Here is a 26677-nt window from a genome sequence, read left to right as displayed (position 1 = left end):
GGCGAGCGGGGCCCGAGCATCAGCCCGGGCCCCGCTCTGTCGCAGGTTCGCAGCTTAGGAGGCGTTGGCGCCCTTGCGGGGCCGCTCGAAGATCGCGACCGCATGCGGGGCGAGCTCCAGCGGGCCGTCTTCGAGGTCGACGACGGCGGCGCGGGGGTTGCAGTTGAGCACGAACACGTGGTCGGTCTCGCCGTCGCTGCGGACCTGGGCGGTCACGCCCGGGGGGAGCTCCGCGTCGAGCGCCCGCTCGACGCCGGTCTCCTCGATCACCGTGCGGTAGAAGTCGTCGAGGAAGTCCGCGCCGGTGCGGGCGGCGATGAAGTACGCCCGGCCCTCGCCGCGGCGGTTGACGGTGAGCGCCGGGCGGCCCGCGTAGAAGTCCGATCCGTACGCGCCCAGGACCTCGGCCCCTTCGGCGTGGATCAGCTCGCACAGGTCGAAGGCCTCGTACTCCTTGCCGTTCCAGGCGATCGCGTTCCGGTCGTCCGGGTTGAGCGCGTCGATCTCCTCGGCCCAGACGCCGAGCGTGCCCCGCAGCGGGCCGGGGAACCCGCCCAGGAACGTGCGGTCGTTCTCGTCCACATAGCCGGTGGCGTAGGTGGCGACGAAGGTGCCGCCTCGCGCGACGAAGGCGTCCACCGCCTCGGCGACGCCGGGGCGGAGCATGTGCATCATCGGCGCGACGAGCACCCGGTACTGGTCGAGTTCGCCGGGCGCGGCGATGAGCGAGCCGTCGATGACGTCCACGGGCACGCCCTGCTGCCAGAAGGCCTGGTAGTGGTCGATCACGGTGCGGGCGTAGCCGGTCTTGTCCTGCAGCATGCCCTTCATGTCGTCCATGGCCCACCGGGTCGGCCAGTCGTAGACGAGGGCGACGTCGGCCGGCGTGGTGGTGCCGACGACCGCGTCGAGCCCGGCGAGGCGCTCGCCGACCTCGGCGACGTCGCGGAAGACGCGCGTGCGCTCGGTGCCCTCGTGGTCGACGATCGCGCCGTGGAACTTCTCCGAGCCGCCGCGGCCCTTGCGGAACTGGAAGTACTGCACGGTGTCCGCGCCGTGGGCGACGGCCTGCATCGACTGGAGCATGTGGACGCCGGGCCGGTGGAGCTTGGCGACGGGCCGCCAGTTGGTGGCCGACGGGGAGGACTCCATGAGCATGAACGGCTTGCCTTTGAGGCTCCGCGTGAGGTCGTGGTGGAACCCGGCCTCCACACCGGTCCGCACGTCGCGGTCGGTGCCGCTCCACTGCGGGTAGGAGTCCCACGAGACCACGTCGAGCACCTGGGCGAGCCGGTAGTAGTCGATGCCCGGGTAGGTGCCCATGAGGTTGGTCGTGCAGGGGATCTCGGGGGTGAGCGCCTTGAGCGGCGCGGCCTCGTGGAGGTAGAAGTCGACGAACTGCTCGGTGGTGAACCGCATCCAGTCCAGGTGCAGGCCGTGGATGTCCTGCTCGCCGCGCCAGTGGGTGCTGGGCGATTCGATGTGGGACCAGTCGGTGTAGGTCTTGGCCCAGAACGCGGTCCACCACGCCTGGTTGAGCTCGTCGAGCGAGGCGTACTTGGCCTGGAGGTACGTGCGGAACCGCTCCTGGCACAGGTCGCAGTGGCATTCGCCGCCGTACTCGTTCGAGAGGTGCCAGACGCCGAGCGCGGGGTGCTCGCCGTAGCGCTCGGCCAGGGCCGTGTTGATCGCGAGCGTCTTCTCGCGGTACACCGGGGAGGTGAGGCAGTGGTTGTGGCGCCCGCCGTGGCGGTTGCGGGTGCGGTCGCCGTTCACGCGCAGGACCTCGGGGTAGCGGTGGCTCATCCAGCCGGGGCGCGCGCCGGAGGGGGTGGCGAGCACGGCGGTGATGCCGTTCTCTGCCATGAGGTCCATGATCTCGTCGAGCCACCCGAACTCGTAGCGGCCTTCTTCGGGTTCGAGTGCGGCCCAGGCGAAGATGCCCACCGAGAGCGTGTTCACCCCGGCCAGCCGGGCGAGGCGCATGTCCTCCTTCCAGGTGGTGTCCTTGGACGCGAGCCACTGGTCGGGGTTGTAGTCCCCGCCGTGCAGCAGGTGGGGGACGCCCTTGGCGATGGGCGCGTGTCGGATGATCTTCCGGCTCACGAGGCGAACTTCTTTCAGTCGGCGACAAGATTTATCGATAAAGAGCCTAGGGACTCGCGGCCGAATGTCAAGCCCGAATCGGGGCCGTTACACCTTCGGCGCCTCCCGCGGCAGGAAGACCAGCTGGGCGAGCCTGACGAGGACCATGACCACCAGCAGGACCAGCGGCAGGCTGAGCAGGCCGAAGAGGATCACCAGTGGAACGTACGCGGCCCAGTCGTCCGCCCCGGCCGCCCAGGCCCTGGGCTCGCCGTACCCGGTGAACATCGAGGCCCGGCCCTCCATGAGGCGCGCCTCGACCTCCTGGCCTTCGTCGCAGCGGCCGTCGACCTCGATGCGGACCTCGGTCGCCGCGCCGTCGTCGGGCGTGAACGTGCCGCGGCAGACCTGCCCGCCCTTGGCGTCGACCGCGCTGTCGACCGTGGCGGTGCCCGGGGCGCCGGCCTCGCCGTGCGAGGCGCGGTAGCCGTCGATCATCTCCATCGCGTTGGCGTGCAGCGCGATCGGGAACAGCGACAGCACACCCGTGACGAGCAGGAGGAGCAGCGCGGTCACCGCGGGGTGCGGCTTCACGGGCTCGCCTTGCTCGGTTGCGGCCATGCGCGGCTCCAGGGCTGGTCGTTGCGGTCCGCTCCAGGATGGCCCGCTCCCGCCACCGGCGCGCGGGCGGCCCTCGCGCGAGTGGGAGTCCGTCGCGATCGAATGGCTCTCGGTAGTGGCACGATCCGGGGAGTACGGGGCTTGCGTGCAGGTTCTATGGTTCTCTTCGAAAGCACTGCACACATCTCACACCCGAGGCAGGGAGAGCGATGAGCGAATTCGACACCGTCGAAGACGACTACACCACGGACGGTTACGGAGCCGACTCGGTCGACGATTACTCCACTGAGGATGCGACGAGCTACTCGGACGACTCGTTCACCGAGGACGCGTACGCCGACGACACCTCCTCGGACGACGTCTACACCTCGATCGCGGACACCGATGTCGACGGTGACGGCATCAACGAGTCGACCGCCTACGACCTCGACGGCGACGGCTTCGAGGAGACCATCGAGTCCGACATGGACGGCAACGGCTGGGTCGACACCGTGACCACCGACGCGGACGCGGACGGGTACGCCGAGACGATCCTGGTCGACACCGACGGCGACGACTTCCTCGACACGACCGGCACGGACACCGACGGCGACGGCTTCGTCAACACCGTCCAGTCCGACACGGACGGGGACGGCGTCTACGACGTGGCCGCCGAGGACAACAACAGCGACGGCGTCTACGAGAACGTCCAGAACATCTAGTCGGCGACACCCGAGAGCCGCCGACCGGCATTGCCGGTCGGCGGCTCTCGCGCTGTCTCAGGCGAGGTCTTCGGGGCGGATGTCGAGCTTCGCGGCGATGCGCGCGAGGGCGTGCCGGTCCTCGTCGTCGAGGGGGTCGAGGACGTACTTCCGGACCGCGCGGACATGGACGGGGGCCGCGGCGGCCACGACTGCGAAGCCCGCGTCGGTGAGCGCGGCGATCGTGTAGCGGCCGTCGCCGGGGTCGGGCGAGCGCTCGACCCAGCCGCGCTGCTCGAAGCGTTTGACCACGTTGGACAGGCGAGAGAGGGAGCCGTTGGCGAGGTAGGCGAGCTCGCTCATGCGCAGGCGGCGGCCGGGGGCCTCGGAGATGTGGCTGAGGGTCAGGTAGTCGAAGAGGGTCAGGCCGAACTCCTTCTGGAGCGGCGCCTCGAGCCGCCCCGGGAGGATCCAGGCGAGTGAGGCGGCGCCGGTCCAGGCCGCCTTCTCGTCGGCGTCGAGCCACAGCTTCTCGGCGGGTTCGGTCATGGCAGCAATATACCCACGAGGGCGGACTTCAACCTTGAAGTCAACCTGCTAGGTTTACTTCAAGGTTGAAGTCAATGAGGGGAGATCACCATGGGCAAGCCGGAATTCTTCGTCACGGCGGGCGCGGGCGAGCGGCTGCAGGCGATGCTGCACTACCGGCAGGCGCTGCGGATCGGCGACCGCGTCGAGATCTCGGGGCAGGGCGGATGGGACGACGACCTCGTTTTTCCGGAGGACCTCGAGGAGGAGATCGTGCGCGCGTTCGACAACGTCGAGAAGGCGCTCAATACGGCCGGGGCCACCTGGCGGGACGTCGTGCACGTCAACTCCTACCACCTCCCCCAGGCCCCGGACCAGATCGGGGAGGTGCCGACCCGCGTCATGGCCGAGCAGTTCCGCAAGCGCATGGGCGACCGTGCGCCGATCTGGACCCAGCTCGGGGTGGCCGCGCTCGGCGCTCCGAAGATGCGCGTCGAGATCCGGGTGACCGCGGTCCTCGGACAGGACTGAGGCACGAAGCAGGCCGGCCCTGGGAACGCAGTCGCTCCCGGGGCCGGCCCTGGCGCGCGGCTTACGGAGTCGTGACGGTTTCCCGGTCGGTGTGCGGGTGGCGGCGTTCGAGGGCCGCGCCCTCGACGTCCACATCGGGCAGCAGGCGGTCGAGCCACTTCGGGAGCCACCAGACCTTGTCGCCGAAGAGGTGCATGAGCGCCGGGATGATGAGCATCCGCACCAGGAACGCGTCGACCAGCACACCGAAGGCGAGCGCGAACCCGATGGGCCGGATCATCGCCGAGTGCGCGAACACGAACCCGCCGAAGACGGCGATCATGATGATCGCGGCGGCGGTCACGACCGAGCGCCCGGCGCGCAGGCCGTGGACGACGGCGAGGCGCGCGGGCACGCCGTGGGCGTACGCCTCGCGCATCCCTGAGCCGAGGAACAGCATGTAGTCCATGGCGAGTCCGAACAGGATGCCGACGAGGAGCGTCGGCAGGAAGTTCAGGATCGGCCCGGGGCTGTCGACACCGAAGACGTCGGCGAGCCAGCCCCACTGGTAGATCGCCACCACGCCGCCGAGGGCCGCGAAGTAGCTGAGGACGAACCCGAGGGTGGCGACCACGGGCACGAAGATCGAGCGGAACACCAGGATGAGGATGAGCAGCGAGAGGCCGACGACGACGCCGAGGTAGACCGGGAGCGCGTCCGAGAGCTTCTCGGAGATGTCGATGTTGCCGCTCGCGTTGCCCGCCACGCCGATCGAGTCGACGCCGTCGATGTCGAGGCCGCGCAGGGTGTGCACGAGCGCCTCGGTGTCCTCGCTGGTCGGGCCCGATTCGGGCAGGACCTGGAAGGCGACGACGGTGCGGTCCTCGGAGGTGCCGATCGGCGCGACGGCGACGACGCCGTCCTGGTCGGCGACGGCCTGCGCAATGTGGACCTGCGCGGTCTGCGCGGCGGCCTCGTCAGGGCTGCCGGGAAGGGTCGCGACGACGAGCAGCGGCCCGTTCTGGCCCTCGCCGAAGCGTTCGGCGACCGTGGCGTACGCCTGGTACTGGGTGGTGTCGTGCGCTTCCGAGGAGCCGTCGGGCAGGTTGAGGCGCATGTCCATCGCGGGAATCGCGACGACCAGCAGCGCGCCGATGCCGACGAGGACGCGCAGGAGCGCGCTCGGGGTGCGCATGGCCTTCACCGCGGGCCCTTCCGCGGCGGTCTCGGGCGTCGGGTGCTCGGCGTCGAGTGCGGCGCGCTCGGAGCGGCGCAGGATCCTCATGCCCGCCAAGGCGAGCAGGGCCGGGATGAAGGTGACGGCGACGAGCACCGCGACGGCGACGCACAGCGCGCCGACCGAGCCCATGAGGCCGAGGAACGGGATGCCGGTGACGTTCAGTGCCGCCAGCGCGATGAGGACGGTGGCCCCGGCGAAGACGACGGCGTTGCCGGAGGTGCCGGTGGCGAGGGCGATCGATTCGTCGAGGTCGTAGCCCTCCTTGAGCTGGCGGCGGTGGCGGTTGACGATGAACAGCGCGTAGTCGATGCCGACGGCGAGGCCGAGCATGAGGCCGAGGACCGGGGTCACCGAGGCCATGTCGATCACGCCGGAGAGCGACATCGTGGTCATGGCGCCGACGCCGACGCCGACGAGGGCGGTGAGCAGCGGCAGGGCCGCGCCGATGAGGGTGCCGAGCATGACGATGAGGGCGATGGCGGCGACGACGAGGCCGACGACCTCGCCGGCGCCGAAGACGCTCGGCACGGATTCGAGCATGTCGGAGGAGTAGTCGGCCTCGACGCCGTCGATCGGGTTGTCGTCGAAGAGGTCGGTGGCGGCGGCCTTGGTCTCGGGGGCGACCTCCATCTGCGGTTCGGTGAAGCCGATGGAGACGACGGCGGCGCTGCCGTCTTCGGCGACCAGGGTGATGCCCGAGGCGAGGTCGAGCAGGGTCGCGCCCTGCTCGAGCGCGGCGGACTGGGCCTCGAGTTCGGCGAGGCCGGCGTCGAGCTGGGCCTGCTGGGCGTCGAGCTCGGCGGAGTCGCCGGCCTGCTGGCGGGCCAGGTCGAGCTGGGCCTGCGCGGCGGTGAGTTCGGCTCGGCTCGTTTCGATCTGGGTGCGCCCGTCGGCGATCTGCTGCGCCTGGGCGGCGCGTTCGGCCTCGGTGGCGAAGGGGTCGACGGCGGTCTCGATGCCGTCGAGGTCGGCGGCGCGGGCGACGAGGTCGCTGATCTGCGCCTGCTGCTCGGCGGTGAACGGCTCGCCGTCGGTGGTGCCGAGGACGATGCTGCCGGTGCCGCCCGCGGCGGCGGGGATGGCGTCCTGGAGCTGCTCGGTCACGGCATCGGTGGGCGTGTCCGGGATGGTGAACGCGGTGGTGAGCGTGCCCCCGAAGAGGACGAACGCGCCCGCGGCGGCTGCCAGGAGCAGGGCCCAGGCGGCGATGACCGTCTTGGCGCGGCGGGCGCACCAGCGGCCCACGCGGTACAGGAATTCAGCCATGTCGGCCTTTCGCGTTGCTGAGGATCGGTCAGGATTCGGGTTCGCGGAGGACCGCGACCAGATGTTCGAGCAGGTCGTTCCAGATGCGGCGGGAGGCGGCGGTGTCGGCGCCGCCGGTGGCGGCCGTCCAGTGCTCGACGAGCCCGAGGAGGCCGCCGCTGAAGGCGGAGACGAGGAGGGCGACCTGGAGCGAGTCGGCCCGGGGGTGCCGCCGGGCGATCGCGGCCGACATCCGTTCGGTGAAGAGGGCGACGGCCCGCTGCATGAGCACGGCCCCGCGTTCGGACGGTTGCTCGACGGTGCCGCCGAGGACTTCGATGAGGTAGGCGACGGTGGGCACGAGGTGCTCGGCCGAGGCGGCGGCGGCGAGGTCGCCGAGGACGGTCGCGTCGTCGCCGGAGGCGCTGGCGGCTTCGGCCTCCATGGCGTCCACGATGTCGACGAGCAGGCCTCCGGCGGCGGCGGTGACCGCGGCTTCGAGGGAGTCGAAGTGGTTGAAGACGGTGCGGCGGGAGACGTCGGCGGCGGCGGCCAGCTCGTCGACGGAGAACTCGGTGGAGCGGCGCTCGCGCATCAGGGCTGCGGCGGCGTCGAGGATCGCCTTGCGGCTCTTCGCTTTCAGGGCGGCGCGGCGGTCGATGGGCGCGGGTGTCGCGGGCATAGTGATTACACTAAGTGCAACGAAGCACGGAGTGCAAATACTTGGGCCGTGGTTCCGGCCACAGCGCGGACCGATACCGGAGCGCGGCTTCCAGGACGGATTCATGTCACTTCGGTGCGTTAATGTGGAGCGCGACACATGGGGGCGATTCGGGTTTTAAGCGAGCGGAGAGACGGTTGCGCGCTGGGCAGGTTGTGGGCGATCGATACAGGTTGGAAGAGCGGCTCGGCGCGGGCAGCCAGGGGCAGGTCTGGCGCGCGGCCGATCTGCGGCTCCGCGAGCGGTCGGTGGCGCTGAAGCGGGCCCTCACCGGCGGTGACGCGGCCGCGGCGGCGAAGGTCCGGCGCGAGGCCGAGGTCCTCGCGAGCGTGAACCACCCCAACGTCGTCACGGTCTACGACGTGGTCTTCGACGACACCGCCGAAGCGGACGGCGACTGGTGGATCGTCATGGAGTACGTGGACGGCCGGACCCTCGCCGACACGGGGACGGTGCCCGCCGAGCAGGCCGCGCGGTACGGCGCGCAGCTCGCGGGAGGCCTGGAGGCGGTGCACGCCAAGGGCATCCTGCACCGCGACATCAAACCCGCGAACGTCATGGTCACCGCCCAGGGGCACGCGAAACTCGCCGACTTCGGCATCGCGCGGCAGGTCCACGCCGAGCCGACCCTCACCGGCACCGGCACGGTCACCGGCACGCCCGGGTACGTGGCGCCGGAGGTGGTGCGGGGCGGGAAGTTCACCCCCGCCGCCGACGTCTTCTCCCTGGGGGCCACCCTCTTCCACCTCGTGGAGGGCACCTCGCCGTTCGGCGAGGGCAACGCGCACTCGCTGCTGTGGCGGACCGCGCAGGGCGACCGCGTCGAGCCGAAGCGGGCCGGGGCGCTCGCGCCGCTGCTCGACCGGCTGCTCCAGACCGACCCCAAGCGGCGCATCAAGGTCGCCGAGGCCCGCGTCGAACTCGGCAGGCTCGGCGGCGAGGCGGCGATCGGTGCCGGTGCGCGCCCGCGGCGCTCGTGGGTGTGGGCCGGGGCCGCCGCCGCGGCGCTCATCGTGCTCACCGCGGCCGTATGGAACGGCATGCGCGACACCGGTTCGGAAGCGGCCCAAGACGAACCGCCGGAACTCGACCCGTGGGACTTCGTCGGCGACCAGACCACCGCCGACCCGTGCTCGCTCTGGGACGAGACGGCGCTCGGCGTCTACGGGCCGACCGAGATCGACGCCGACAACGGCGCCTTCGAAAGCTGCGACCTGCGCATCGAGAACGACACCGGCGGCGTGGACCTCAACCTCTACATCTACGAGACGAACGGCGACCCCCACCAGGACGGCGAGGTCGCGATGGTCGGGGACTTCGGCATCATCAGCGACGAGGGCGCGCACGACCGGTGCACGCGCACGCTGATCTTCCCCGACGGCGAGCACTTCGTCGAGATGTACGCCAGGCAGGACCCCGGCGAGGACACCGACATCTGCTCCGTCATCGACACCGCCGCGAACGCGGCCCTCGCCGTGCTCGCCGAGGGCCCGCTGCCCCGGCGCGAGCGCGAGGAGGACCCGGAGTCGCTGTTCCACCTGGACGCCTGCGAGCTGCTGGACGACCAAGCGCTCGAACACTTCCCCGGCGTCGCCGCCGACGACCCGCTCGAGGGCTTCGGCGGCTGGACCTGCAAGTGGGTCAGCACCACCAGCAGGACGACGGTGCGCATCCTCTTCGACCGCGACGACCCCCCGGAGGCCGACGACGGCGAGCGCCTCGAACTCGCCGGCCTGCCCGCGTACAACGAGGGCGACCACTGGAGCGAAGACGACTCGTGCCTGGTGAGCGTCATCTACCGCCAGTTCCACAGCGCCGAAGGCGACGGCACCATCACCGCCGAGAACGTCAGGATCTGGGTGCTCGGCACCGCCGAGGACTCGCAGGAGGAGCTGTGCGGCCTCGCCGTCGCCATGGCCGGCTCCGCGGCCGAGGCGCTTCCTGACGCCTGAACGCCTTGCGGCGCTCGGGCATCGGACCTGCGTCCATTGCAGGCAGCACGGCTCGGGACGGGTCCCGGGGCGACGTGCCAGGCTGGGCGCAGGAAAGGAGGTCGACATGACCGACATCCCCCAGGTCGAGGGGCTCGAACCGCTGGCGGCGAACCACGCGAGCCTCGCGTTCGGTGTCCCCGAGTCCGAGCCGGGCACGATCTACGCCCTCTCCGTCTCCGGCGGGGTCCGGTTCCGGCCCAAGGAGGAGCGGGTGGTCCTCTTCGGACGCAACCGGCCCGAGGTGCACGTGTGCGTCGGCGAGGACGACCGCCGCGTCAGCCGCAGCCACGGCCGCCTTGCCCGGCGCGGGGACCACTGGTGGCTCGCCAACACCGGGCACCTGCCGCTCCAGCTGCCGGGCGCGCGGATGCTCTTCCCCGAGGACGAGGCGTACCCGCTCGGCATCGGGTACACGCCGGTGTTCATCAGCGGCACGGCGCGGCGGCGGCACCTCGTGGAGCTGTACGTGGCGGGCGACGACGGGCGCCTCCCGACGCCCGCGCCCGAGGCGTCCACGCTCAAGGACAAGCCCTGGAAGCTCGACGCGGACGAACGGCTCGCGCTCGTGTGCCTGGCCCAGCGGTACCTTCTGCACGACGCCTACCCGCAGCCCGTGTCGTGGAAGCAGGTCGCCGCCGAGCTCGCGGAACTGCGGCCCAAGGGCGGCTGGCGGCCGAAGAAGGCCGAGCACCTCGTCACCGGCGTGCGCAAGCGGCTGTCGGCGGCCGGCGTGCCCGGCCTGACCCGCGAAGAGGTCGGCGAGCCGGTGGGCAACATGCTCAACCACAACCTCGTCACCGAACTGCTGCGCACGCGCACCCTCGTCCCGCCCGACCTGTCCGTGCTCGACGAGACCTGAACCCGGATCGGGTCCTACCGGCGACATCGCGGCCCCGCGTCGTGGAGAATGCTGTCCATGCTCATCGCAGTCCAGATCCTCGCCGCGCTCGCCGGCCTCGTACACGTCTACATCTGGGTCATGGAGTGCCTGCGCTTCGCCGACCCGAAGGTGCACACCGGCGTCTTCCGGGTACCCGCGGCGAACCTGGAGACCGTCCGGTCATGGGCGTTCAACCAGGGCTGGTACAACCTGTTCCTCGCGATCGGGGCCCTCGTCGGCGTCGCGGTGGTCCGGTCCGAGGCGGCCGTGGGCATGACGCTCATCGTCTTCGCGTGCGGCTCGATGCTCGGCGCGGCGCTCGTGCTGGTGCTGCGGGACCGGTCGATGGCCTCGGCGGCGCTGAAGCAGGGCCTGTTCCCGGCGCTCGCCTTGCTGTCTTCCCTGGCGCTGCTGTAGGGCGCCGCGATAACCTGGCGTTCCCCTCGGCGAGAACGGAGAGCGAAGTGGACGAACGGCGAATGGTGAAGGTCTCCAAGTACCTGACCCGACACCTGCGCCACGAGCCGGACCGGATCGGGATCGAGCTCGACGAGCACGGCTGGGTCGAGGTCGACGTGCTGCTCAAGGCCCTCGATGACCGGAACTTCCACGTCACCCGCGAGGAGCTGGAAGAGGTCGTCGCCCGCAACGACAAGCAGCGGTTCGCGTTGCGGGACGGGAAGATCCGGGCGAACCAGGGCCACACCGTGGACGTCGACCTCGATCTCACCCCGGTCGTGCCCCCGCCCGTGCTCTACCACGGGACCGCCGGCGGATTCGTCGCGACGATCCGCGAAGAGGGCATCAAGCCCATGGACCGCCACCACGTGCACCTCTCCCCCGACCGCGAGACCGCGGTCAAGGTGGGGTCGCGGCGCGGCAAGCCCGTGATCCTGGTGATCGACGCCAAGCGGATGGCCGGCGAGGGCCACACGTTCTACAAGTCCGAGAACGGCGTCTGGCTCACCGAACACGTCCCGCCCTGGGCCATCATGTTCCCCGGCTGAACGGACGAACGCCCGGGGCCGCCTCCCGCGAGGAGGCGGCCCCGGGCGTTCGCGTTCCTAGCCGACGGCCACCGGGACCGGCTCGGCGGCACTGTCCTGGGCCTTGCGGGCCTTGATGACCGTCACGGCGATGAGCAGGGCCGCCGCCGCGAGCCCGGCGGCGATGCCGTACCCGAGGCGGAAGCCGCCGGTGAGGGCCTCGGCCTGCACCGCGCCGCCCTCCAGCAGCGTGCCGGTGCGGGCCGAGACCGCGGTGCTGATGACCGCGAGGCCCACCGCGCCGCCGACCTGCTGGGCGGTGTTGAACAGGCCCGAGGTGACCCCGGCGTCCTCGGGCCGGGAGTCGGCCATGCCGAGGGTCATCAGGGCGGGCATCGCCAGCCCGAAGCCGAGCGGCGCGGTGATCATGCTGGGCAGGACGTCGGCGAGGTAGTTGCCGTCGGCCCGCATCTGGGCGAAGAGGACGAAGCCGACGACCATGAGCGCCAGCCCGGCCAGGACCATCGGCCGGGCCCCGAAGCGGGTCAGGAGCCGCGGGGCGAGCGCCATCGAGACCACCGCGATCACGATCGGGGCGGGCAGGAACGCCAGGCCCGCCTCCAGCGGCGCGAACTCGAGGACCTGCTGCAGGTAGAGGACGGTGAAGAACATGAACCCGAACGCCGAGCCCACCATGAGCGCCTGGGCGAGGTTCGCCCCGGTGATGTTGCGGGAGCGGAGGATGCGCGGCGGGATCAGCGGCGACGCGGCCGTCGCCTGGCGGACGGCGAACCCGGCGAGGAGGGCGATCGCGAGCGCGCCGAGTCCCAGCGTGCGGGCCGAGGTGAAGCCGTACCGCTCGGTCTCGATCAGCGTGTAGACGGCGAGCATCAGACCGGAGGTCACCAGGGCCGCGCCGATCACGTCCGCCCCCGCCTTCAGGCCGACGCCGCGATCGGCGGGCAGGAGCTTCCAGGCCATCGCGGCCACGATGAGGCCGAGCGGGAGGTTCACGTAGAAGACCGATTCCCAGCCGAGGGTCTCGGTGAGCACGCCGCCCACCACACTGCCCGCGGCACCGCCGCCGGCGGAGGCGAACCCGTACACGCCGATGGCCTTCACCTGGTGCTGCGGTTCGGGGAAGATCGTCACGATCATGCCCAGGAGCCCGGCGGCGGTGATGGCGCCGCCGATGCCCTGCACGAAGCGGGCGGCCAGGAGGAAGCCCTGCGTGTCGGCCAGCGCCGCGGCGACGGAGGCGAGGGTGAAGAGGGCCAGCCCGGCGAGGAACACCTGCTTGCGGCCGACGAGGTCGCCGAGCCTGCCGGCGAGGAGCAGCAGGCCGCCGAACGGGATCACGTAGGCGTTGACGGTCCACACGAGGTTCGCCTGGCTGAACGCGAGGTCCTCGCGGATGGCCGGGAGGGCGATGCTGACGATGTTCTGGTCGAGAACGATCATGACCTGGGCGGCCGCGAGTGCGGTCACCGCGAGCCAACGGGTGCGAAGGCTCTGCGCTGCAATGGGTGACATCGGGTTCTCCTGTTGGAAGGGCGGCTCGAAAGCGCAGCTCGGGGAACGTTTTGTTCCTGGGGTAATCATGTGTTCCAATGGAGCGATCCGTAAGAAGGCACTTTCATGTGCCAGGGGGTACAGGGATGTTCCTGTCCAGGTCGGCCGGCCTTTTCCCTGGAGGTGACGTGCGACATAGGTGCCCTGGGTCTCCGGGACGGCACCGCTGCAGAGGAGTGGACCGATGACCGACGACGACTGCGTGCTGCCGAAGTCCGACGTGCAGGCCGAGGCCTGCCCGATCGTCCAGATCATCGACCGGGTCGCGGGCAAGTGGTCGGTCTCGATCCTGGTCGCGGCCATCCGGAAGCCGGTGCGCTACACCGAGCTCGAGCGTTCGATCCCCGGCGTCAGCCGCCGGATGCTCACCCTGACCCTGCGGAACCTCGAACGCGACGGCCTGCTGGAGCGCACGGTCTACGCGACCGTGCCGCCGAAGGTCGAGTACACCGCGACCCCGAGTGCGCGGGAGCTGTACGGGCACCTGACGGGCCTGCTCGAATGGGCCGAGCGCCACCGGCCCGACATCATCGAGGCCCGGAAGGCCTACGACGAGCAGGCGCTCGCCGCTTAAGGCACAGGCGAGCGGGTGCTCGCCGCTTGAGGCACAGGCGAGCGGGCGCTCGCCACGTAAGAGCCGCTGGTCGAAAGCGCCTGTCGCACAACGAAACGACGCTCGCCGCCTGAAGTTCAGACGGCGAGCGTCGGCGTGTCGAGGGTCAGGCGAGTTCGGCGAGGAGCGCGCGGTGGATGGCGGGGCCGGCGGCGAGCACCGAGAGGGCGCCGTCGCCGTAGTCGACGCCGTCGAGGTCGGTGACGAGCAGGCCCGCCTCGCGGCAGATCACCGTCCCGGCCGCCACGTCCCACAGGTTGATGCGCTCGTGGACGACCGCGTCGACCCGGCCGGCCGCGAGCCAGCACATGTCGAGGGCGGCGGTGCCGAGCATCCGGATGCGCTGCACCTTCGGCACGATCCGCTGGAGGGTGGCGAGGCGGCGGAGGTTGCGCTTGTCGGCGTCAGGGCCGACCGAGAAGTCCCCCATGGCGACCACGGTCTCGGCGAGTTCCGCCGGGCCGGTCGAGTGCAGCGCCTGCTTGTTCAGGGCCGCACCATGGCCGAGCGCGGCGCTGAAGTGCTCTTCGGACATCGGGGCGTGGACGACGCCGACCACCGGCATCCCGTTGCGCATCAACGCGAGCGAGACGCAGTACATCGGCGAGCCGTGCGCGAAGTTGATGGTGCCGTCGATCGGATCGAGCACCCATTCGTAGTGCGACTCCCTGTCGCCGGAGCGGCCCCGCTCCTCCCCCAGCAGCGGGATCTCCGGCGTCTCCTGCCCGAGGAAGGCGCGGACCGCGTCTTCGGCGGCGTAATCGAGGTCCGTGGCGAAGTCGCGGTCGCCCTTGCCGCTGATGGAGCGCTCGCGCCCGACGCCCTCCCGGATCGCCGCCACCGCAGTCTCGGCCGCCTGCTCCGCCGTCCCCAGGAATTCCAGCAGCTCGCTCATTATGCAGTTCCCGCCTTTGCTCGACCCACCCGACGGATTTCATCCTAAAGGTGCAAGACCATGCGGCACTTGGACTCCCAGTGCGACGTTTCGCCCGATGTTTCCGGCGCGTGCGCGCGCAACGGCCGGTGCGACCCGGGGCGGGGGTCGCACCGGCCGGTGCCGGTCAGCCGATCGGCAGCCACACCCGCATGGACGCCGGACCCCTGGTCGCCCTGCGGTGGAACGGGATCAGCGGGACCTCGGCGGACTTCCCCTCTTCGTCCGGTGTGGCCGGTCCGTAGGGCCAGTCGCCGTCGCGGTCGTGCACCTGTGCGGCGACGTAGACCCGGCCGTCACGCTCGACCGGCGCCACCGAGGCGTCGACCGTGAGTTCCGCCACGTCCGCGCCTCCGGGCAGGTCCCACGACTCCGCGCACAGCACGACCGGGCCGCGCTCGACCGCGGCGCAGCCGCGCACGGCGTCGATGCGCGGGTCCGGCACCGTCCACCGCGCGGCCACCGGAAGATGCAGGCGGATCTCGTCGCCCGGTTCGAAGGCCGCGGTGACGGTGGCGGCGGCACCGGCCTCGACCGCGCGGACCGTGCCGTCAGGCCCGGTGACCTGGGCGCCCTCGGCCCACACCGGCACCCTGAGCGAGACGGTGCGTTCACCGCCCTGGTTGGCCTCCACCCGGACCACCACAGTGCCGTCGTCCGGGTAGGCGGTCGCGACGGTGAGCGCGAACCGCGAGCCGGCGACGACCGTGTCGATCGACGCCGGGGCGTACTGGTGGAGCTGCACCCCCGACTCGTCGGCGGTCGCGAAATAGACCGCGAACTGTGCGAACGTGCGGGCCAGGTTCGGCGGGCAGCACGACACGTCGTACCAGGGCGCGCGCCGGCCGCTCACCGACTGGTGCGGGAGGGCGCTGTCGCGGGGCGGTTCCTCGTCGGCGGTGCGCACGTGGAGCGGGTTGGCGTAGAAGAACGTCGTCCCGTCCGGCGCGGCGGCCCCGGAGAGGACGTTCCACGCGACCCGCTCGATGAAGTCGCCGTATCCCGTGTCGCCGGTGGCGAGCAGCAGCCGCCACGCGGTCATCACGGCCGCGACTCCGGCGCAGGACTCCGAGTAGGCGCGGTCGGGTGGCAGCGCGAAGTCCGGCCCGAAGGCCTCGTCGATGTAGCGCGAGCCCATGCCGCCGGTGAGGTGGGTGCGGCGGGACACGGTGCGTCGCCATTGGCGCCGAACGGCTTCCAGCAGCTCGTCGTCGCCGGTGTCGACCGCGACGTCCACCGCCCCGGCCGAGAGGTAGAGCGCTCTGACGGCGTGGCCGCGCAGCACCTCGGCCTCGCGCACCGGCATGTCGTCCTGGTAGTAGGCGCGGCCGAAACCGCCGTCGTCGAGGGTGTGCGTGCCGCGGCGCTCCACGAACAGGCGCGCCTGCTCCAGGTACCGCGGTTCGCCGGTGGCGCGGGCGAACTCGGCGAGTCCCGCTTCGATCACCGCGTGCCCGCAGACCCGCTCGATGCCGCCGGGCCCGAACACCTCGCACACGTGGTCGGCGGCCCGGCGGCACAGTTGCGTGAACTCGTCCTCGCCGTGGCAGCGCAGGCGCGCGACTCCGGCTTGGAGGAGGTGGCCGTAGCAGTAGAGCTCGTGCCCCCATTCCAGTGCGGAGTAGCGCGGGGCCTGGCCGGGGTGGCCGAACATGGTGTTGAGGTAGCCGTCCTCCTCCTGGGCGGCCGCGACCGTGGCGGTGAGTTCGGTGAACCGGGCTTCGAGCCCGGGGTCGCCGGTGCGGCCGATCTCCCAGGCCATGGCCTCGGCGAGCTTGTAGATCTCGGAGTCGGAGAACTCGCGTCCGGCCCGCTCGAACGGCGCGCCCGTGGCGGCCCTCCTGAAGTTCTCGATCCAGCCCTGCCGCTCCTGCCAGTGCAGGCAGTGCGCGATGGTGTTGGCGGCGTTGACGGCCTGGCGTTCGCCCCAGTGCCCGCCGGTGAGGCGGACTTCGTTGAGGCCGAGCGGGCGCAGGGTTCCGCGCCCCGGTACGACGGGTGTGGTCATCCCTTGATGGCTCCTGACATGAATCCTCTGACGTAGTGGCGCTGGAGCAGGGCGAAGAGCACCAGGCACGGCAGCGCCATGACGACCACGCCGGCCTGCGTGGCCCCGAAGTCGACGGCGCCCATCGACTGCTGGCGCAGGTTGGCGATGGCCACCGGCAGCACGGCCTTGTCGGCCTCGCTGACGAGAATGAGCGGGGCGATGAAGTCGTTCCAGGCGGCGAGGAACGAGAACAGCCCGACCGTGATGAGCCCGGGCCACACGGCGAACAGCATGATCCGGGTGAGGACGCCGAAGGTGCCGGCGCCGTCGCACATCGCGGACTCCTCGATCTCCTTGGGCACGGCCTCGAACGAGATGCGCATCATGAACACCGCGAACGGCAGCTGGTAGAGGGTGAGGACCAGCGCGAGCCCGGTGAGGCTGTTGCGCAGGCCGAGGTCGCCCAGCATCGTGTACAGCGGGATGAGCAGGGTCGAGTACGGGACCATGAGGATCGCGAGGGTGAGCAGGAACAGGGTGTCGCGGCCGCGGAAGGTGAAGCGCGCGAACGCGTACCCGCCGGCGATGGAGAGCGCGAGGGTGAACGCGACGGTGAGGATCGAGACGTACGTGCTGTTCCACAGGTAGCGGCCGAGTCCGGCGTCGTAGTCGAGGAGGCTCGCGTAGTTCCCGAAGCCGTAGCCGTCCTGCTGGTTCGTGGCCCCGGCGGGGGCGACGGAGGCGTAGCCGGTCCAGATGAGCGGGAACATGAACAGGACCGACAGACTCCCGGCGAGCACGTAGTACGAGGTGCTCCAGAGTGGTTTGCTGTGCTCAGTGGTGCCCACTAGTGGTCCTTTCTGAGGGCGCGGAGCTGCCCGATGTTGATCACGACGAGCGCGGCGAGCACGACCACGGAGATCGCGGCGGCGGCGCCGAGGTCGAAGCGCTGGAAGGCCTCCCGGTAGATGAGCTGCACCACGGTGACCGTGCTGTTGTCGGGCCCGCCCTTGGTGAGGATGAAGAACTGGTCGAACGCCAGGAGCGAGCCGGTGACGGACAGGATGAGGACGAGTCCGAGCGCGGGCCGCAGGAGCGGGACGGTGACGTGCCGGAAGGACTGCCAGCGGCTGGCGCCGTCGAGGCGGGCGGCCTCGTAGACGTCCGGCGGGATCGACTGGAGGCCGACGAGCAGGATGATCATGAAGAACCCGGCGAACTTCCAGACGATGAGCACCACTGTGGACCACAGGGCGGCCGTGGGGGTCCCGAGCCAGGAGACCGGCTCCGTCCCGAGCGCCTCCAGGAGCGGGTCGAGCGGGCCGATCGCGGGGCTGTAGAACCCGAAGAACAGCAGCGAGGCGGACGCGAGCCCGAGCGTGGTCGGCAGGAAGTACGCGGTGCGGAAGAACCCGGTGCCCTTGCGGCGGTCGGCGACGATGAGCGCCAGGAGCAGCGAGAGTCCGATGAGGAGGACGACCACGATCCCGGTGTACTTGAGCGTGAAGCCCACCGCCGGCCAGAACAGCGGGTTGTCGGCGATCCCGGCGTAGTTGTCGGGCAGGTTGAGGCCGAGGTCGCCGGCCAGCAGCGGCCAGTCGGACGCGGACATGCGTCCGACCAGCAGCAGCGGCGCGACGAAGAAGACCAGCACGAAGACCGCCACGGGGGCGGCGTAGAGGGCGCCGGCCAGCTTGCGCGAGTGACGCATATGCGCTTGTCCCTGCCTAACTGGAGAGTGAAGCCGTGACGTCGTCGTTGAGCGCGCCGAGGTCCGCGCCCGCCTCGCCGTAGACCGCCTCGCGGACCAGGGGCAGCCAGGGGCCCTGCGGGTCGTTGAAGGTCTGGCCGAAGTTGAGCGAGTAGGGCGTGCGCCCGACCTGGACGAGGTCGTTCATGACGACGGCGTTCGGGTTGTCCGCGTAGTGCTCGTTGTCGCCGAGGTCGGTGCGGGCCATGACGTCCCCGTTGGCGGCGAGGAGTTCGACCTGCTGCTCCTCCTCGAGGCTCCAGCGCAGGAAGTCCCACGCCTGGTTCGGGTGCTCGGAGTTGGCGCTGATGCCGATCGAGTCGCCGCCCACGAACGTGGACCGGCCGCCGGTGAGGCCCGGGATGGGGGCGACGCCGATGTTCATGTCCTCGGGCATGAGCCCGAGCATCGTGGAGGGCATCGGCATGACGCCGATGTTCCCTTCGGGGAAGAGCGAGACCCAGGTCGCGCCGGTCTCCTCGGCGTGGCCGGGGGCGACGACCTCGTCCTCGACGAGGCCGCGGTAGGTCGCGTAGAGCTCCTGCGCCTCAGGGGAGTCCAGGAGCGAGGCGGTGCCCTCCTCGTTCATGACCTCCACGCCTTCGGCCCAGAGCGTGGGCCACCAGGTGAAGACGAAGCAGCCGCCGCAGTTGCCGCCGAAGAACGTGCCGCTCACGTCCCCGCCGAGGGCGTCCACGGCGCGGGCGTGCTCGGCGAACTCCGCCAAAGTGGTCGGCGGCTGCTCGGGGTCGAGCCCGGCCTGCGCGTAGAGGTCCTTGTTGTAGAACAGGACCGAGAGGTCGAGCGTGTGCGGCACCAGGTACCGGCGGTCGTCCACAGTGCCGACGTCGAGGTGCGAGGGCGCGAGGGCGTCCTTGAACTCGAGCGAGTCGATCCGGTCGGTGATGTCGAGGTAGGCCCCGGCGGTGGTGAAGTTCGGGGCGAACACGACGTCGAGCGCGAACAGGTCGGGCAGCTCCTGGTTGCCCGCAGCCGTGCCGACGCGGGTCTGGTAGTCGTCCGTGGGGATCACGGTGAGCTCGATCTGGTTCTCGTGGCTCGCGTTGTAGGCGTCCACGAGGGCCTGGGACTGGGCTTCGGTGGCGGCGCGCGTCCACATGGTGAGGGTGGTGCCGTCGTCGACGCCTTCGAGGACGACCTCGCCGCCGCCCCCGCCGTTCGGGCGTCCGTCGCCGCACCCGGCGGCCAGCAGGGCCGCGGCGGCGACCGCCGCCCCCGCGCGCACGGCCCGTGAGGGGCGCTTGTCCATTCGCATTTCCGGTCTCCTCTGTGTAAGGGATCAAAGGGGTTCCGGCGAGGGCTGACACCGCCGCCGGTGGAGGTGGTGCGGCTCGCGGTTCCCGGCCGCGCGGGCGGCGCCCGCCGGGCTCGCGATGAGCCCGGCGGGAGCCGCTGGCGCCGAGGCGCCCGAGAGGAGTGCGTTGCGGCGGTGCAGACGCATCAAACTCCCCTGGTCTGGACGACCTGCTGGATCGTCCCGTCGGCGTTGAAATACAGCGGGTCGATCGCGACCGACCTGCGGAAGTTCCCGCCGCCGGGCGCGTCCGCGGTGTGGTAGACCATCCACCACTGGCCGTTGAACTGCTCGATCGCCGGGTGGTTGGTGGTCGAGGTGACCTGGCCGAGGACCACGCCCCGGTGCGTCCACGGCCCGGCCGGGTCCGCGGCGGTCGCGTAGCGGATGCAGGCGTACGCGGAGCTGGTCACGCAGCCCGAGCCGCCGTTGGAGGCGTAGGCCATGTAGTAGGTGCCGTTGCGCTCGAACATCCACGGGGCCTCCCAGAACTCGGTGAGGCCCTGGGGGGTCGTGACCGGCCCCGCGAGGGAGGTCATGTTCTGGTTGAGCTTCGCCATGCGCGGCTGCCAGTACGAGCCCCAGTACAGGTAGATCTGGCCGTCGTCGTCGATGAACACCGTCGGGTCGATGTTGAGCGCCGAGGAGTTCGGGGTCGCGTCCGAGATCAGCGGGCCGCCGATGGCGTCCCGGAACGGGCCGAGCGGGCTGTCCGCGACCGCGACGCCGATGTTCATCCAGCCGCTGTCGGTGTTCCCGTCGACGGAGACGAACCAGTAGTAGCGCCCGTCAGGGCCTTGGACCACTTCGGACGCCCAGGCGTTCGCCCCCGCCCAGGCGAAGGTGGACAAGGAGAGCCGGGCGCCGTGCGCCGTCCACGCCCCCGGCTCGTTGTCGGGCGCCTTGGAGGAGAAGACGTGCCACTCGTCCATCACGAAGGCCTGCTGGTTCGCGGCGGCCTCGTCGCGGCCCGAGTAGAGGTACATCGTGTCGCCGACGACCAGGGTCGCCGGGTCGGCGGTGTAGATGTTCCGGACGATCGGGTTGCCCGCCTGCGTCGCCGAGCCCTGGCCCCAGACCTTCCACTCGAGGACGCCCACGGAGGCGGTCCCGCTCTGGAGGACCGCGCGGAGCGCGGTGGTGGTGACGGCGTTGAAGTTCGTGCGGTTGTAGGCGTTCGCGGCGGTGCCGTAGGCGCTGGCGCCGCTCACGGCCGTCCAGGCGCCGTTGCTGAGGTATTCGAGGCGCCAGCTCGCCGGGACGCGGACGCCGCCGGGGCCGGAGTTGAAGGAGTCGTCGAAGAAGTAGAGGTCCGAGGCGGCGACGGTGACCGGGGTCGACCAGGTCAGCTGCACCCATTGCGATCCGGTCTGGGGCCAGGTGCCCCAGCGCGGGTTCTGGGTGTCGTTGGAGCCGGGCGGCTCGATCCCGTCGTTGATCGCGGCTACGGATTCCCACGAGGAGGTGTAGGAGGCCGTGGGGGTCGCCGAGCGGGCGACGTTCACGGCCTGCTGCGCCTGCGCGGGGGTCGCGATCTGGAGCAGGGTCCAGGCCAGGGCCGCGGCGAGCGCGGCGGCGGACATTCGTCTGAGTGCGTTGGGCTGCATGGGAGTCTCCTTGTGCCGGTGGGAGATCAACTGACAGTGACGTGGGCTTCGGCGGCGAGGGAGGTGCCGGCGATGGTGCCTTGGACGTGGAAGGTGCCGGGCTGGGCGTAGTCGGCCGGATCGACGGCTTCCCAGGTCACGGCGGTGCTGACGTTGTCCTTGGAGCCGTCGTTGTAGACGGCGGTGACGGTGGGCGGCAGCTGCGGCGGGGAGCCGGCGGTGGTGGTGACCGCCTCCGCTTCGAGGGCGGTGACCTCCACCTGGTCGTGGAGCCGCACGTGGACGGTGGCGTGCGCGGGGAGGGCGAGGCCGGTGACGAGGCCGCCGACCTCGACATGGGCGGCCGGTTCGTCGACGTCCTCGGAGGTGAGCTGCTGCCAGACGACGGGCTGCTCGAGGCGGGTGCCGTCGGCGTACACGCAGGTGACCGTGGCCGGGAGGTCGGGCACGTTGCCGACGATCGTGGGCTGATGCACCGCGCGGACCTGTTGCGGCGCTTCGGCGAAGGCCTTCCATTCGAGGACGCCGACGCTGGCGGCGCCGCTCTGGAGGACGGCCCTGAGCGCGGTGGTGGTCACGGGGTCGAAGACCACCTGGTTGTACTGGTCGGCGGCGGTGCCGTAGGCGTCGGTCGTGGTGACGTCCGTCCAGGTCTCGCCATCGAGGTACTGGATCTTCCAGGAGGCCGGGGTGCGGACGCCGCCGCCGTCGTCGAGGAAGTACATGTCGCTGGAGTCGACGCGGACCGGTCGGTCCCAGTCCAGCTGGACCCACTGCTCGCCTTCCTCGGGCCAGGTGCCCCAGCGGGGGTTGGCGCCGTCGTTGGAGCGCGGCGGGTCGATCCCGTCGTTGACGGCGGTGACGTTCTCCCAGGGCGAGGTGTAGGAGGCGCTGGGCGTGGCGAAGAGCGCCGCGTTGGTGCGGTCGTCGGGTTCGGCGACCATGATATCCACTGTGGAGGTTGATTCGGCGGTGCCGTCGCTCGCGGTGAGCTGGAGCGTGTAGGTGCCGGGTTCGGTGAACGTGGCGATGGTGGCCGAGGCGGCGGCGTCCTCGAAGACGACCGCGCCGGGGCCGTCCGCCATGGACCACGCGGAGGTCAGCGCGCCGTCGAGCGGGAGGCCGTCGTCCTTGACGGTGCCGGTGAGGCGGGCCTGCATCGGCTGGCGGAACTGGAGGTCCTGCCTGGCGAGCGCGTAGGGCGCGGTGTTCTCGGGCGGCTCCGCGGCATGGCCGCTGTGCACCACCTGGACTTCCTTGAGACCGGTGGCGTGGCCGTCCTGGTGGTCCATGAGGATGCGGATGCGGTCGGTGCCGACCTGCGGGAACTGCACGAGGTTGTAGTTGGCCTGCGGGACCGCGGGGGTCTTGGCCTGGTCCTCGATCGTCACCCAGCCGGTGCCGTCGTGGTACTGGACCTGGTAGACCGCGGGTTCGGCGAGGCCGTCGACCGTGCGGTCGCGGTAGAAGTAGAGCCGCACTTCGTCGACGTGCACGGTGCCGCCGAGGTCCACTTCGTACCAGTCGGTGTCGTTGCCGGACCCGGCACTGGACCAGTACGGCGCGTTGATCGTGGTGCCGTCGACGGCCCCTGCGACGCTGCTGCCGTCCGCGGTGTGCGAGGCGGTCGCGTTCCGGCCTTCGGCGAGGTTCTCGGCGTCGCCGTCGAGGTCGGCGCCGGCCTTGTTGAATACATCGACCACGCGGCCGTCGAGTTCGACCTCCTCGGGGGCCGAGAGGTCCTTCATCTTCTTGCTCTTGAGGACCTTGCCGCCATCGGAAAGCGCCACCTTGCCGGTGTCGGGGTCCCAGACGGCCGGGACGAGGCTGTCGAGGGTGAAGGCGCGCTTGCCGTCGATGTACACGGAGTAGCCCTCGGGAATGCCCGGGTAGTGGACCTTCCCGTCGCCCGGCTCGTCCCAGACGATGCTGAGGTCCGCGTCGCGGTAGCGGAGGTCGGTCACGGTGAAGTGGTCCCAGCCGATGTCGATCGGGGAGAGTTCCACGTTGTCGTCGGTGCGGGGGCGCAGGCCCGCCACGTCCTCCACATAGGTCCAGATGCTGGAGCCGAGGGTGGTGTGGTGGATCCAGGAGCGGTAGTCGATCGACTCGTTCGCGGGGTTCCAGTCGGCCCAGAACTCGTTCGCGTCCGGCCAGGCGGTGTCGCCGCCGATGTAGGTGGACCAGGCGTTCCAGTAGAGGAGCTGCTTGTAGTCCTCGGGCGTGATCGAGTCCTGGTCGTAGTCGCGGATCGCCGCGGAGAAGAGGCGGAACTGGACGGTCGAGTTGATCTGCGAGAAGTTGTTCGAACCGGGGTTCCCCTGCTCGGCCGCCTCGGCCTTGTCGGCCTGGTTGGCGGTGTAGAAGGGGAAGACCGGGTACTGGGCCGGGTCCTCGAAGAGGCGCAGCGCGTCGGTGTACGGGGCCTCGTTCGGGACGGCGCCCACGGAGAACGGGTAGTAGTTGTTGATCTCCTTCCACGGCACGTGGTCGCCGGATTCGACGTGGACGTGCTCGAAGAGCTGCGTGTCGGGGTTCCAGAGCACGTCGGTGAGCGCGGCCTGGATGCGCTCGGCGAGGTCGCGCATCTCGGCGGCCTTCGCGGTGTCGCCGATGAGCTCGTATGCTTCGGCGGCGGCCATCGCGCCGGAGTACTGGTAGGCGGATTCGGCCCGGTCGAGGTCGCCGTCCCGCCAGTGGAAGGAGACGGCGTCGGCGTCGTTGCCGGTCATCGCGCCCCAGTCGTACTCGATGAGGTGGTTGCCGTTCGAGTCGAAGGCCTCGAGCTGGCCCTTCACGTCGCCTTCGGCGTAGCGGGCGAGGTTCTCCACGACCGCTTCGGGGCCGCCGTGGATCTGGTAGGAGCGCCAGGCGGCCTCGGCGATGTACTGCGTGTAGGAGTTCGACCAGTTCTCGGGGTCGCCGGGGTTGTCCATGAAGCGGCCGCCCTCGGAGGACTCGCCGGTGGAGACCCAGGGGCCGTAGGAGTACGCGGGGTCGCGCAGGTACTTCAGGTCGTCGATGAACATCGGCACGGTGAGGGCGATGGCGTTGTTGTAGCCGGTGACGCCCTCGATCGAGGTGGGGAACTGGAAGTCGTTGCCCGGGATGTCCGCGTCGAGGTAGTTGTAGCGCATCAGCCACCAGCGGTAGTAGATGAACTTCTTGTGGGCCTCGTCGGGGACGTCGAAGTAGGGGAGGTTGTCCGCCCACCACTGGTTGTAGGCCTGCACGTGGGTGGCGAAGGCGTCGTCCGCGGAGGCGGCCTTGTAGGCCTCGTACTCGGTGGTGGAGCCGGGCAGTTCGGTGGCGACCATGCCGAGCTGGACTTTGAACGTGGCCGATTCGCCTTGGGCGAGTTCGAGTTCACCGGTGAGCGCGCCCGCTTCGGGGGCGAGGCCGGTGCCGGAGAGGCGCGGGAAGACGGTGGTGAGGCGCTCGCCGCGGGAGTTCTGCACGTCGAGGACGCCGGTGAGCTCGTCTCCCGATGCGCGCCAGGCGAAGTCGGAGTCGACGCGGATGGGCACCGCGGAGGCGGCGCCGTCGTTGCGGACCGTGACGTTGGCGACGGCGACGTTCTCGTTCGTGATGAACTTCTGCACTTCGGCGGTGAGGTCGCCGCCTTCGTGGACGCTGGTCCAATGGCTGGGGGTCTGGCGGCGCTGCTCGGGGATCTCGGTGAAGGCGGCGTCGCCGATGTCGATCGTGAAGCCGTCGGTGTTCGAGGCGCGGTCGAAGAACGGGTCGTAGTAGGCGAGCTGGCCGCCGAAGCCGATCACGTCGGGGTCGTGGACGCGCATGAGGAGGGCCCGGCCGCGGGTCATGAGCCACTGGTCGCCGGCGGGGTCCGCGCCCTCGCGGGCGAGCAGGCGGTCCATCCAGAAGTCGGCGCCGTCGGCTTCGGCCGCGAACATGGCGGGCATCATGCCGTTGACGTCGTAGGGCACCGGTTCGGGCGGGACGGCGTCGCCACCGGTGAACTCGGGGTACCCGATGGTCTGCTGCGCCGCGGCGGGCCCGGCGGCGACCACCGCGAGGCCGGACGCGAGGACCAGGGAGGCGGCGGTGGCGAGGAGTCGGGTGGACGTGGGGCGATGCACCATTGCGTGCCTCCGGGAAGGATGCGGGGTGTGCCGAGAGGCCGAAAGGTCCGAAAACCTTTTCGGTCACTGCGTCGCCACCGATGCTATTGGCCGTGCCGCGGCGATGTCAATGCATTGATCGCCATGAATTCAATCCGATGGGTGGACCGAAAGCCGGTTCGGCAAAGTTTCGGCCGGTCGGCTACAGTCGAGCCAGCCCGGAGGACCTCCGGTCGCCGCCGGGGCGGCGCCGGCCCGGGCTCCGGCTGAAGGAGGACGAGTGGCCCGAACCCCCGCGCCGCGCGGCACGCGCGCCGTCACACTGTCCGATGTGGCCCGCTTGGCGGGCGTCTCGGTGGCCACGGCCTCCAAGGCGCTCAACGGCCGCAACCACGTGCACCCCCAGACCCGCGAGCGGGTCCTGGAGGCAGCCGCGCAGCTCTCCTTCTCCCCCAACTCACTCGCGCGGGGGCTCCTCGCCGGGCGGACCGGCACCGTCGGGCTCCTCACCTCGGACCTGGTGGGCCGCTTCAGCCTCCCGATCCTCATGGGCGCGGAGGACGCGTTCGGCGCGGGGCAGGTCTCGGTGTTCCTGTGCGACGCGCGCGGCGACGCGATCCGCGAGCGCCACCACGTGCAGGCCCTGCTGAGCCGCCGCGTGGACGGCCTCATCGTGGTGGGCTCCTCCACCGATCCGCGCCCGCCGCTGGCGGACGCCGTGGACGTGCCGGTCGTGTACGCCTACGCGCCTTCCGAAGCGCCCGAGGACCTCTCGATCGTGCCCGACAACGTGAACGCCGGCCGGATGGCGGTCGAGCACCTCATCGCCTGCGGCCGCACCAGGATCGCGCACATCAGCGGCGACCGGCAGTACAGCGCCGCGCGCGACCGCGCCGCGGGCGCGCAGGCGGCCCTCGACGCGGCCGGCCTGGACCTCGTCGGCGAGGTCGCCTACGGCGCTTGGGAAGAGGGCTGGGGCCGCGCGGCGGCCGGGATGCTCCTCGACCGGGAGCCGGAGGTCGACGCGGTGCTGTGCGGCTCGGACCAGGTCGCCCGCGGCGTGCTCGACACGCTGCGCGAACGCGGTCGGCGCGTCCCCGAGGACGTGGCGGTCATGGGCTTCGACAACTGGGACGTGCTCGCCACCGGCGCCCGCCCGCAGCTGACCAGTGTGGACATGAATCTCGAGGAGCTCGGCCGGGCCGCCGCGCGGGCGCTGTTCGAGGCGATCGACGCCGAGCACGGCCGCGGCGTCCACACCGTGCAGTGCCGCGTCGTCGTCAGGGGCTCCACCGCATCCGCCGGCTGAGGCCCGGACGGCCCT

At 70.8% G+C, this 26677-nt stretch carries 21 protein-coding genes; 8 read left to right on the top strand and 13 right to left on the bottom strand.

Going from position 1 to position 26677, the window contains the following annotated elements; translation table 11 throughout:
- Positions 1 to 54: 54 nt before the first annotated feature.
- Both AB0I03_RS17095 and AB0I03_RS17090 read right to left on the bottom strand, forming a co-directional pair.
- A complete protein-coding gene (locus AB0I03_RS17095; protein WP_360413461.1) occupies positions 55 to 2106 on the bottom strand; it encodes a beta-galactosidase in 2052 nt (683 codons plus the stop codon).
- 87 nt (positions 2107 to 2193) lie between these two features.
- The gene (locus tag AB0I03_RS17090) at positions 2194 to 2706 is read right to left on the bottom strand and encodes a hypothetical protein (protein WP_360413458.1); all 513 of its coding nucleotides are present in this window, start codon (positions 2704 to 2706) and stop codon (positions 2194 to 2196) included.
- Between the two features lie 209 nt (positions 2707 to 2915).
- Here AB0I03_RS17090 and AB0I03_RS17085 point away from each other — a divergent pair, with 209 nt between their 5' ends.
- A complete protein-coding gene (locus AB0I03_RS17085) occupies positions 2916 to 3407 on the top strand; it encodes a hypothetical protein (RefSeq protein WP_360413455.1) in 492 nt (163 codons plus the stop codon).
- A 57-nt stretch (positions 3408 to 3464) separates the two neighbouring features.
- On the opposite strand, the gene AB0I03_RS17080 is transcribed toward AB0I03_RS17085, so the two are convergent.
- The gene (locus tag AB0I03_RS17080; RefSeq protein ID WP_360413452.1) at positions 3465 to 3935 is read right to left on the bottom strand and encodes a MarR family transcriptional regulator; all 471 of its coding nucleotides are present in this window, start codon (positions 3933 to 3935) and stop codon (positions 3465 to 3467) included.
- A 90-nt stretch (positions 3936 to 4025) separates the two neighbouring features.
- Between AB0I03_RS17080 and AB0I03_RS17075 the strand changes: the two genes are divergently transcribed.
- A complete protein-coding gene (locus AB0I03_RS17075; protein ID WP_360413449.1) occupies positions 4026 to 4445 on the top strand; it encodes a RidA family protein in 420 nt (139 codons plus the stop codon).
- A 61-nt stretch (positions 4446 to 4506) separates the two neighbouring features.
- Here AB0I03_RS17075 and AB0I03_RS17070 read toward each other — a convergent pair whose 3' ends face one another.
- The gene (locus tag AB0I03_RS17070; protein WP_360413445.1) at positions 4507 to 6930 is read right to left on the bottom strand and encodes an MMPL family transporter; all 2424 of its coding nucleotides are present in this window, start codon (positions 6928 to 6930) and stop codon (positions 4507 to 4509) included.
- A 28-nt stretch (positions 6931 to 6958) separates the two neighbouring features.
- Positions 6959 to 7591 (bottom strand): TetR/AcrR family transcriptional regulator, encoded by a 633-nt coding sequence (locus AB0I03_RS17065; protein ID WP_360413442.1) that lies wholly within the window; start codon positions 7589 to 7591, stop codon positions 6959 to 6961.
- A gap of 212 nt (positions 7592 to 7803) precedes the next feature.
- Here AB0I03_RS17065 and AB0I03_RS17060 point away from each other — a divergent pair, with 212 nt between their 5' ends.
- From AB0I03_RS17060 to AB0I03_RS17045, 4 genes are all read left to right on the top strand, one after another.
- Positions 7804 to 9582 carry a serine/threonine-protein kinase gene (locus tag AB0I03_RS17060; RefSeq protein WP_360413439.1) on the top strand — a complete coding sequence of 593 codons (1779 nt, stop codon included), beginning with the start codon at positions 7804 to 7806 and terminating at the stop codon, positions 9580 to 9582.
- Between the two features lie 106 nt (positions 9583 to 9688).
- Positions 9689 to 10483, top strand: coding sequence for an FHA domain-containing protein (locus AB0I03_RS17055; protein WP_360413436.1), 795 nt, complete (start codon positions 9689 to 9691; stop codon positions 10481 to 10483).
- Positions 10484 to 10540: 57 nt separating this feature from the next.
- Positions 10541 to 10921, top strand: a complete 381-nt coding sequence (locus tag AB0I03_RS17050) for a DUF1304 domain-containing protein (RefSeq protein ID WP_360413433.1) — start codon at positions 10541 to 10543, stop codon at positions 10919 to 10921.
- Positions 10922 to 10968: 47 nt separating this feature from the next.
- A complete protein-coding gene (locus tag AB0I03_RS17045; RefSeq protein ID WP_360413430.1) occupies positions 10969 to 11511 on the top strand; it encodes an RNA 2'-phosphotransferase in 543 nt (180 codons plus the stop codon).
- 57 nt (positions 11512 to 11568) lie between these two features.
- Here AB0I03_RS17045 and AB0I03_RS17040 read toward each other — a convergent pair whose 3' ends face one another.
- Entirely contained in the window at positions 11569 to 13023 is a 1455-nt protein-coding gene (locus AB0I03_RS17040) for an MFS transporter (protein WP_360413427.1), read from the bottom strand.
- A 223-nt stretch (positions 13024 to 13246) separates the two neighbouring features.
- Here AB0I03_RS17040 and AB0I03_RS17035 point away from each other — a divergent pair, with 223 nt between their 5' ends.
- On the top strand, positions 13247 to 13636 hold the full coding sequence (locus AB0I03_RS17035) for a helix-turn-helix domain-containing protein (protein WP_360413424.1): 390 nt from the start codon (positions 13247 to 13249) through the stop codon (positions 13634 to 13636).
- 145 nt (positions 13637 to 13781) lie between these two features.
- Here AB0I03_RS17035 and AB0I03_RS17030 read toward each other — a convergent pair whose 3' ends face one another.
- From AB0I03_RS17030 to AB0I03_RS17000, 7 genes are all read right to left on the bottom strand, one after another.
- Entirely contained in the window at positions 13782 to 14570 is a 789-nt protein-coding gene (locus AB0I03_RS17030) for an inositol monophosphatase family protein (protein WP_360413421.1), read from the bottom strand.
- Between the two features lie 166 nt (positions 14571 to 14736).
- On the bottom strand, positions 14737 to 16617 hold the full coding sequence (locus AB0I03_RS17025) for a beta-L-arabinofuranosidase domain-containing protein (protein ID WP_360413418.1): 1881 nt from the start codon (positions 16615 to 16617) through the stop codon (positions 14737 to 14739).
- Entirely contained in the window at positions 16614 to 17369 is a 756-nt protein-coding gene (locus AB0I03_RS17020) for a carbohydrate ABC transporter permease (protein WP_360413901.1), read from the bottom strand. The genes AB0I03_RS17025 and AB0I03_RS17020 overlap by 4 nt, the downstream gene beginning before the upstream one ends.
- Positions 17370 to 17446: 77 nt before the next feature.
- Positions 17447 to 18310, bottom strand: coding sequence for a sugar ABC transporter permease (locus tag AB0I03_RS17015; protein WP_360413415.1), 864 nt, complete (start codon positions 18308 to 18310; stop codon positions 17447 to 17449).
- Between the two features lie 16 nt (positions 18311 to 18326).
- Positions 18327 to 19625 carry a sugar ABC transporter substrate-binding protein gene (locus tag AB0I03_RS17010; RefSeq protein ID WP_360413412.1) on the bottom strand — a complete coding sequence of 433 codons (1299 nt, stop codon included), beginning with the start codon at positions 19623 to 19625 and terminating at the stop codon, positions 18327 to 18329.
- A 185-nt stretch (positions 19626 to 19810) separates the two neighbouring features.
- Positions 19811 to 21271: a glycoside hydrolase family 43 protein gene (locus AB0I03_RS17005; protein WP_360413409.1), complete on the bottom strand. Its 1461-nt coding sequence runs from the start codon at positions 21269 to 21271 to the stop codon at positions 19811 to 19813.
- Positions 21272 to 21297: 26 nt separating this feature from the next.
- Positions 21298 to 25374, bottom strand: coding sequence for a discoidin domain-containing protein (locus AB0I03_RS17000; protein WP_360413406.1), 4077 nt, complete (start codon positions 25372 to 25374; stop codon positions 21298 to 21300).
- Positions 25375 to 25633: 259 nt separating this feature from the next.
- Between AB0I03_RS17000 and AB0I03_RS16995 the strand changes: the two genes are divergently transcribed.
- On the top strand, positions 25634 to 26662 hold the full coding sequence (locus tag AB0I03_RS16995; RefSeq protein WP_360413403.1) for a LacI family DNA-binding transcriptional regulator: 1029 nt from the start codon (positions 25634 to 25636) through the stop codon (positions 26660 to 26662).
- Positions 26663 to 26677 lie beyond the last annotated feature (15 nt).

The organism is Glycomyces sp. NPDC021274, from assembly GCF_040641195.1.
GTDB lineage: Bacteria > Actinomycetota > Actinomycetes > Mycobacteriales > Micromonosporaceae > Glycomyces.
The sequence above is the reverse complement of the archived record's forward strand: the minus strand, read 5'-3'. Positions and strand labels throughout refer to the sequence as shown.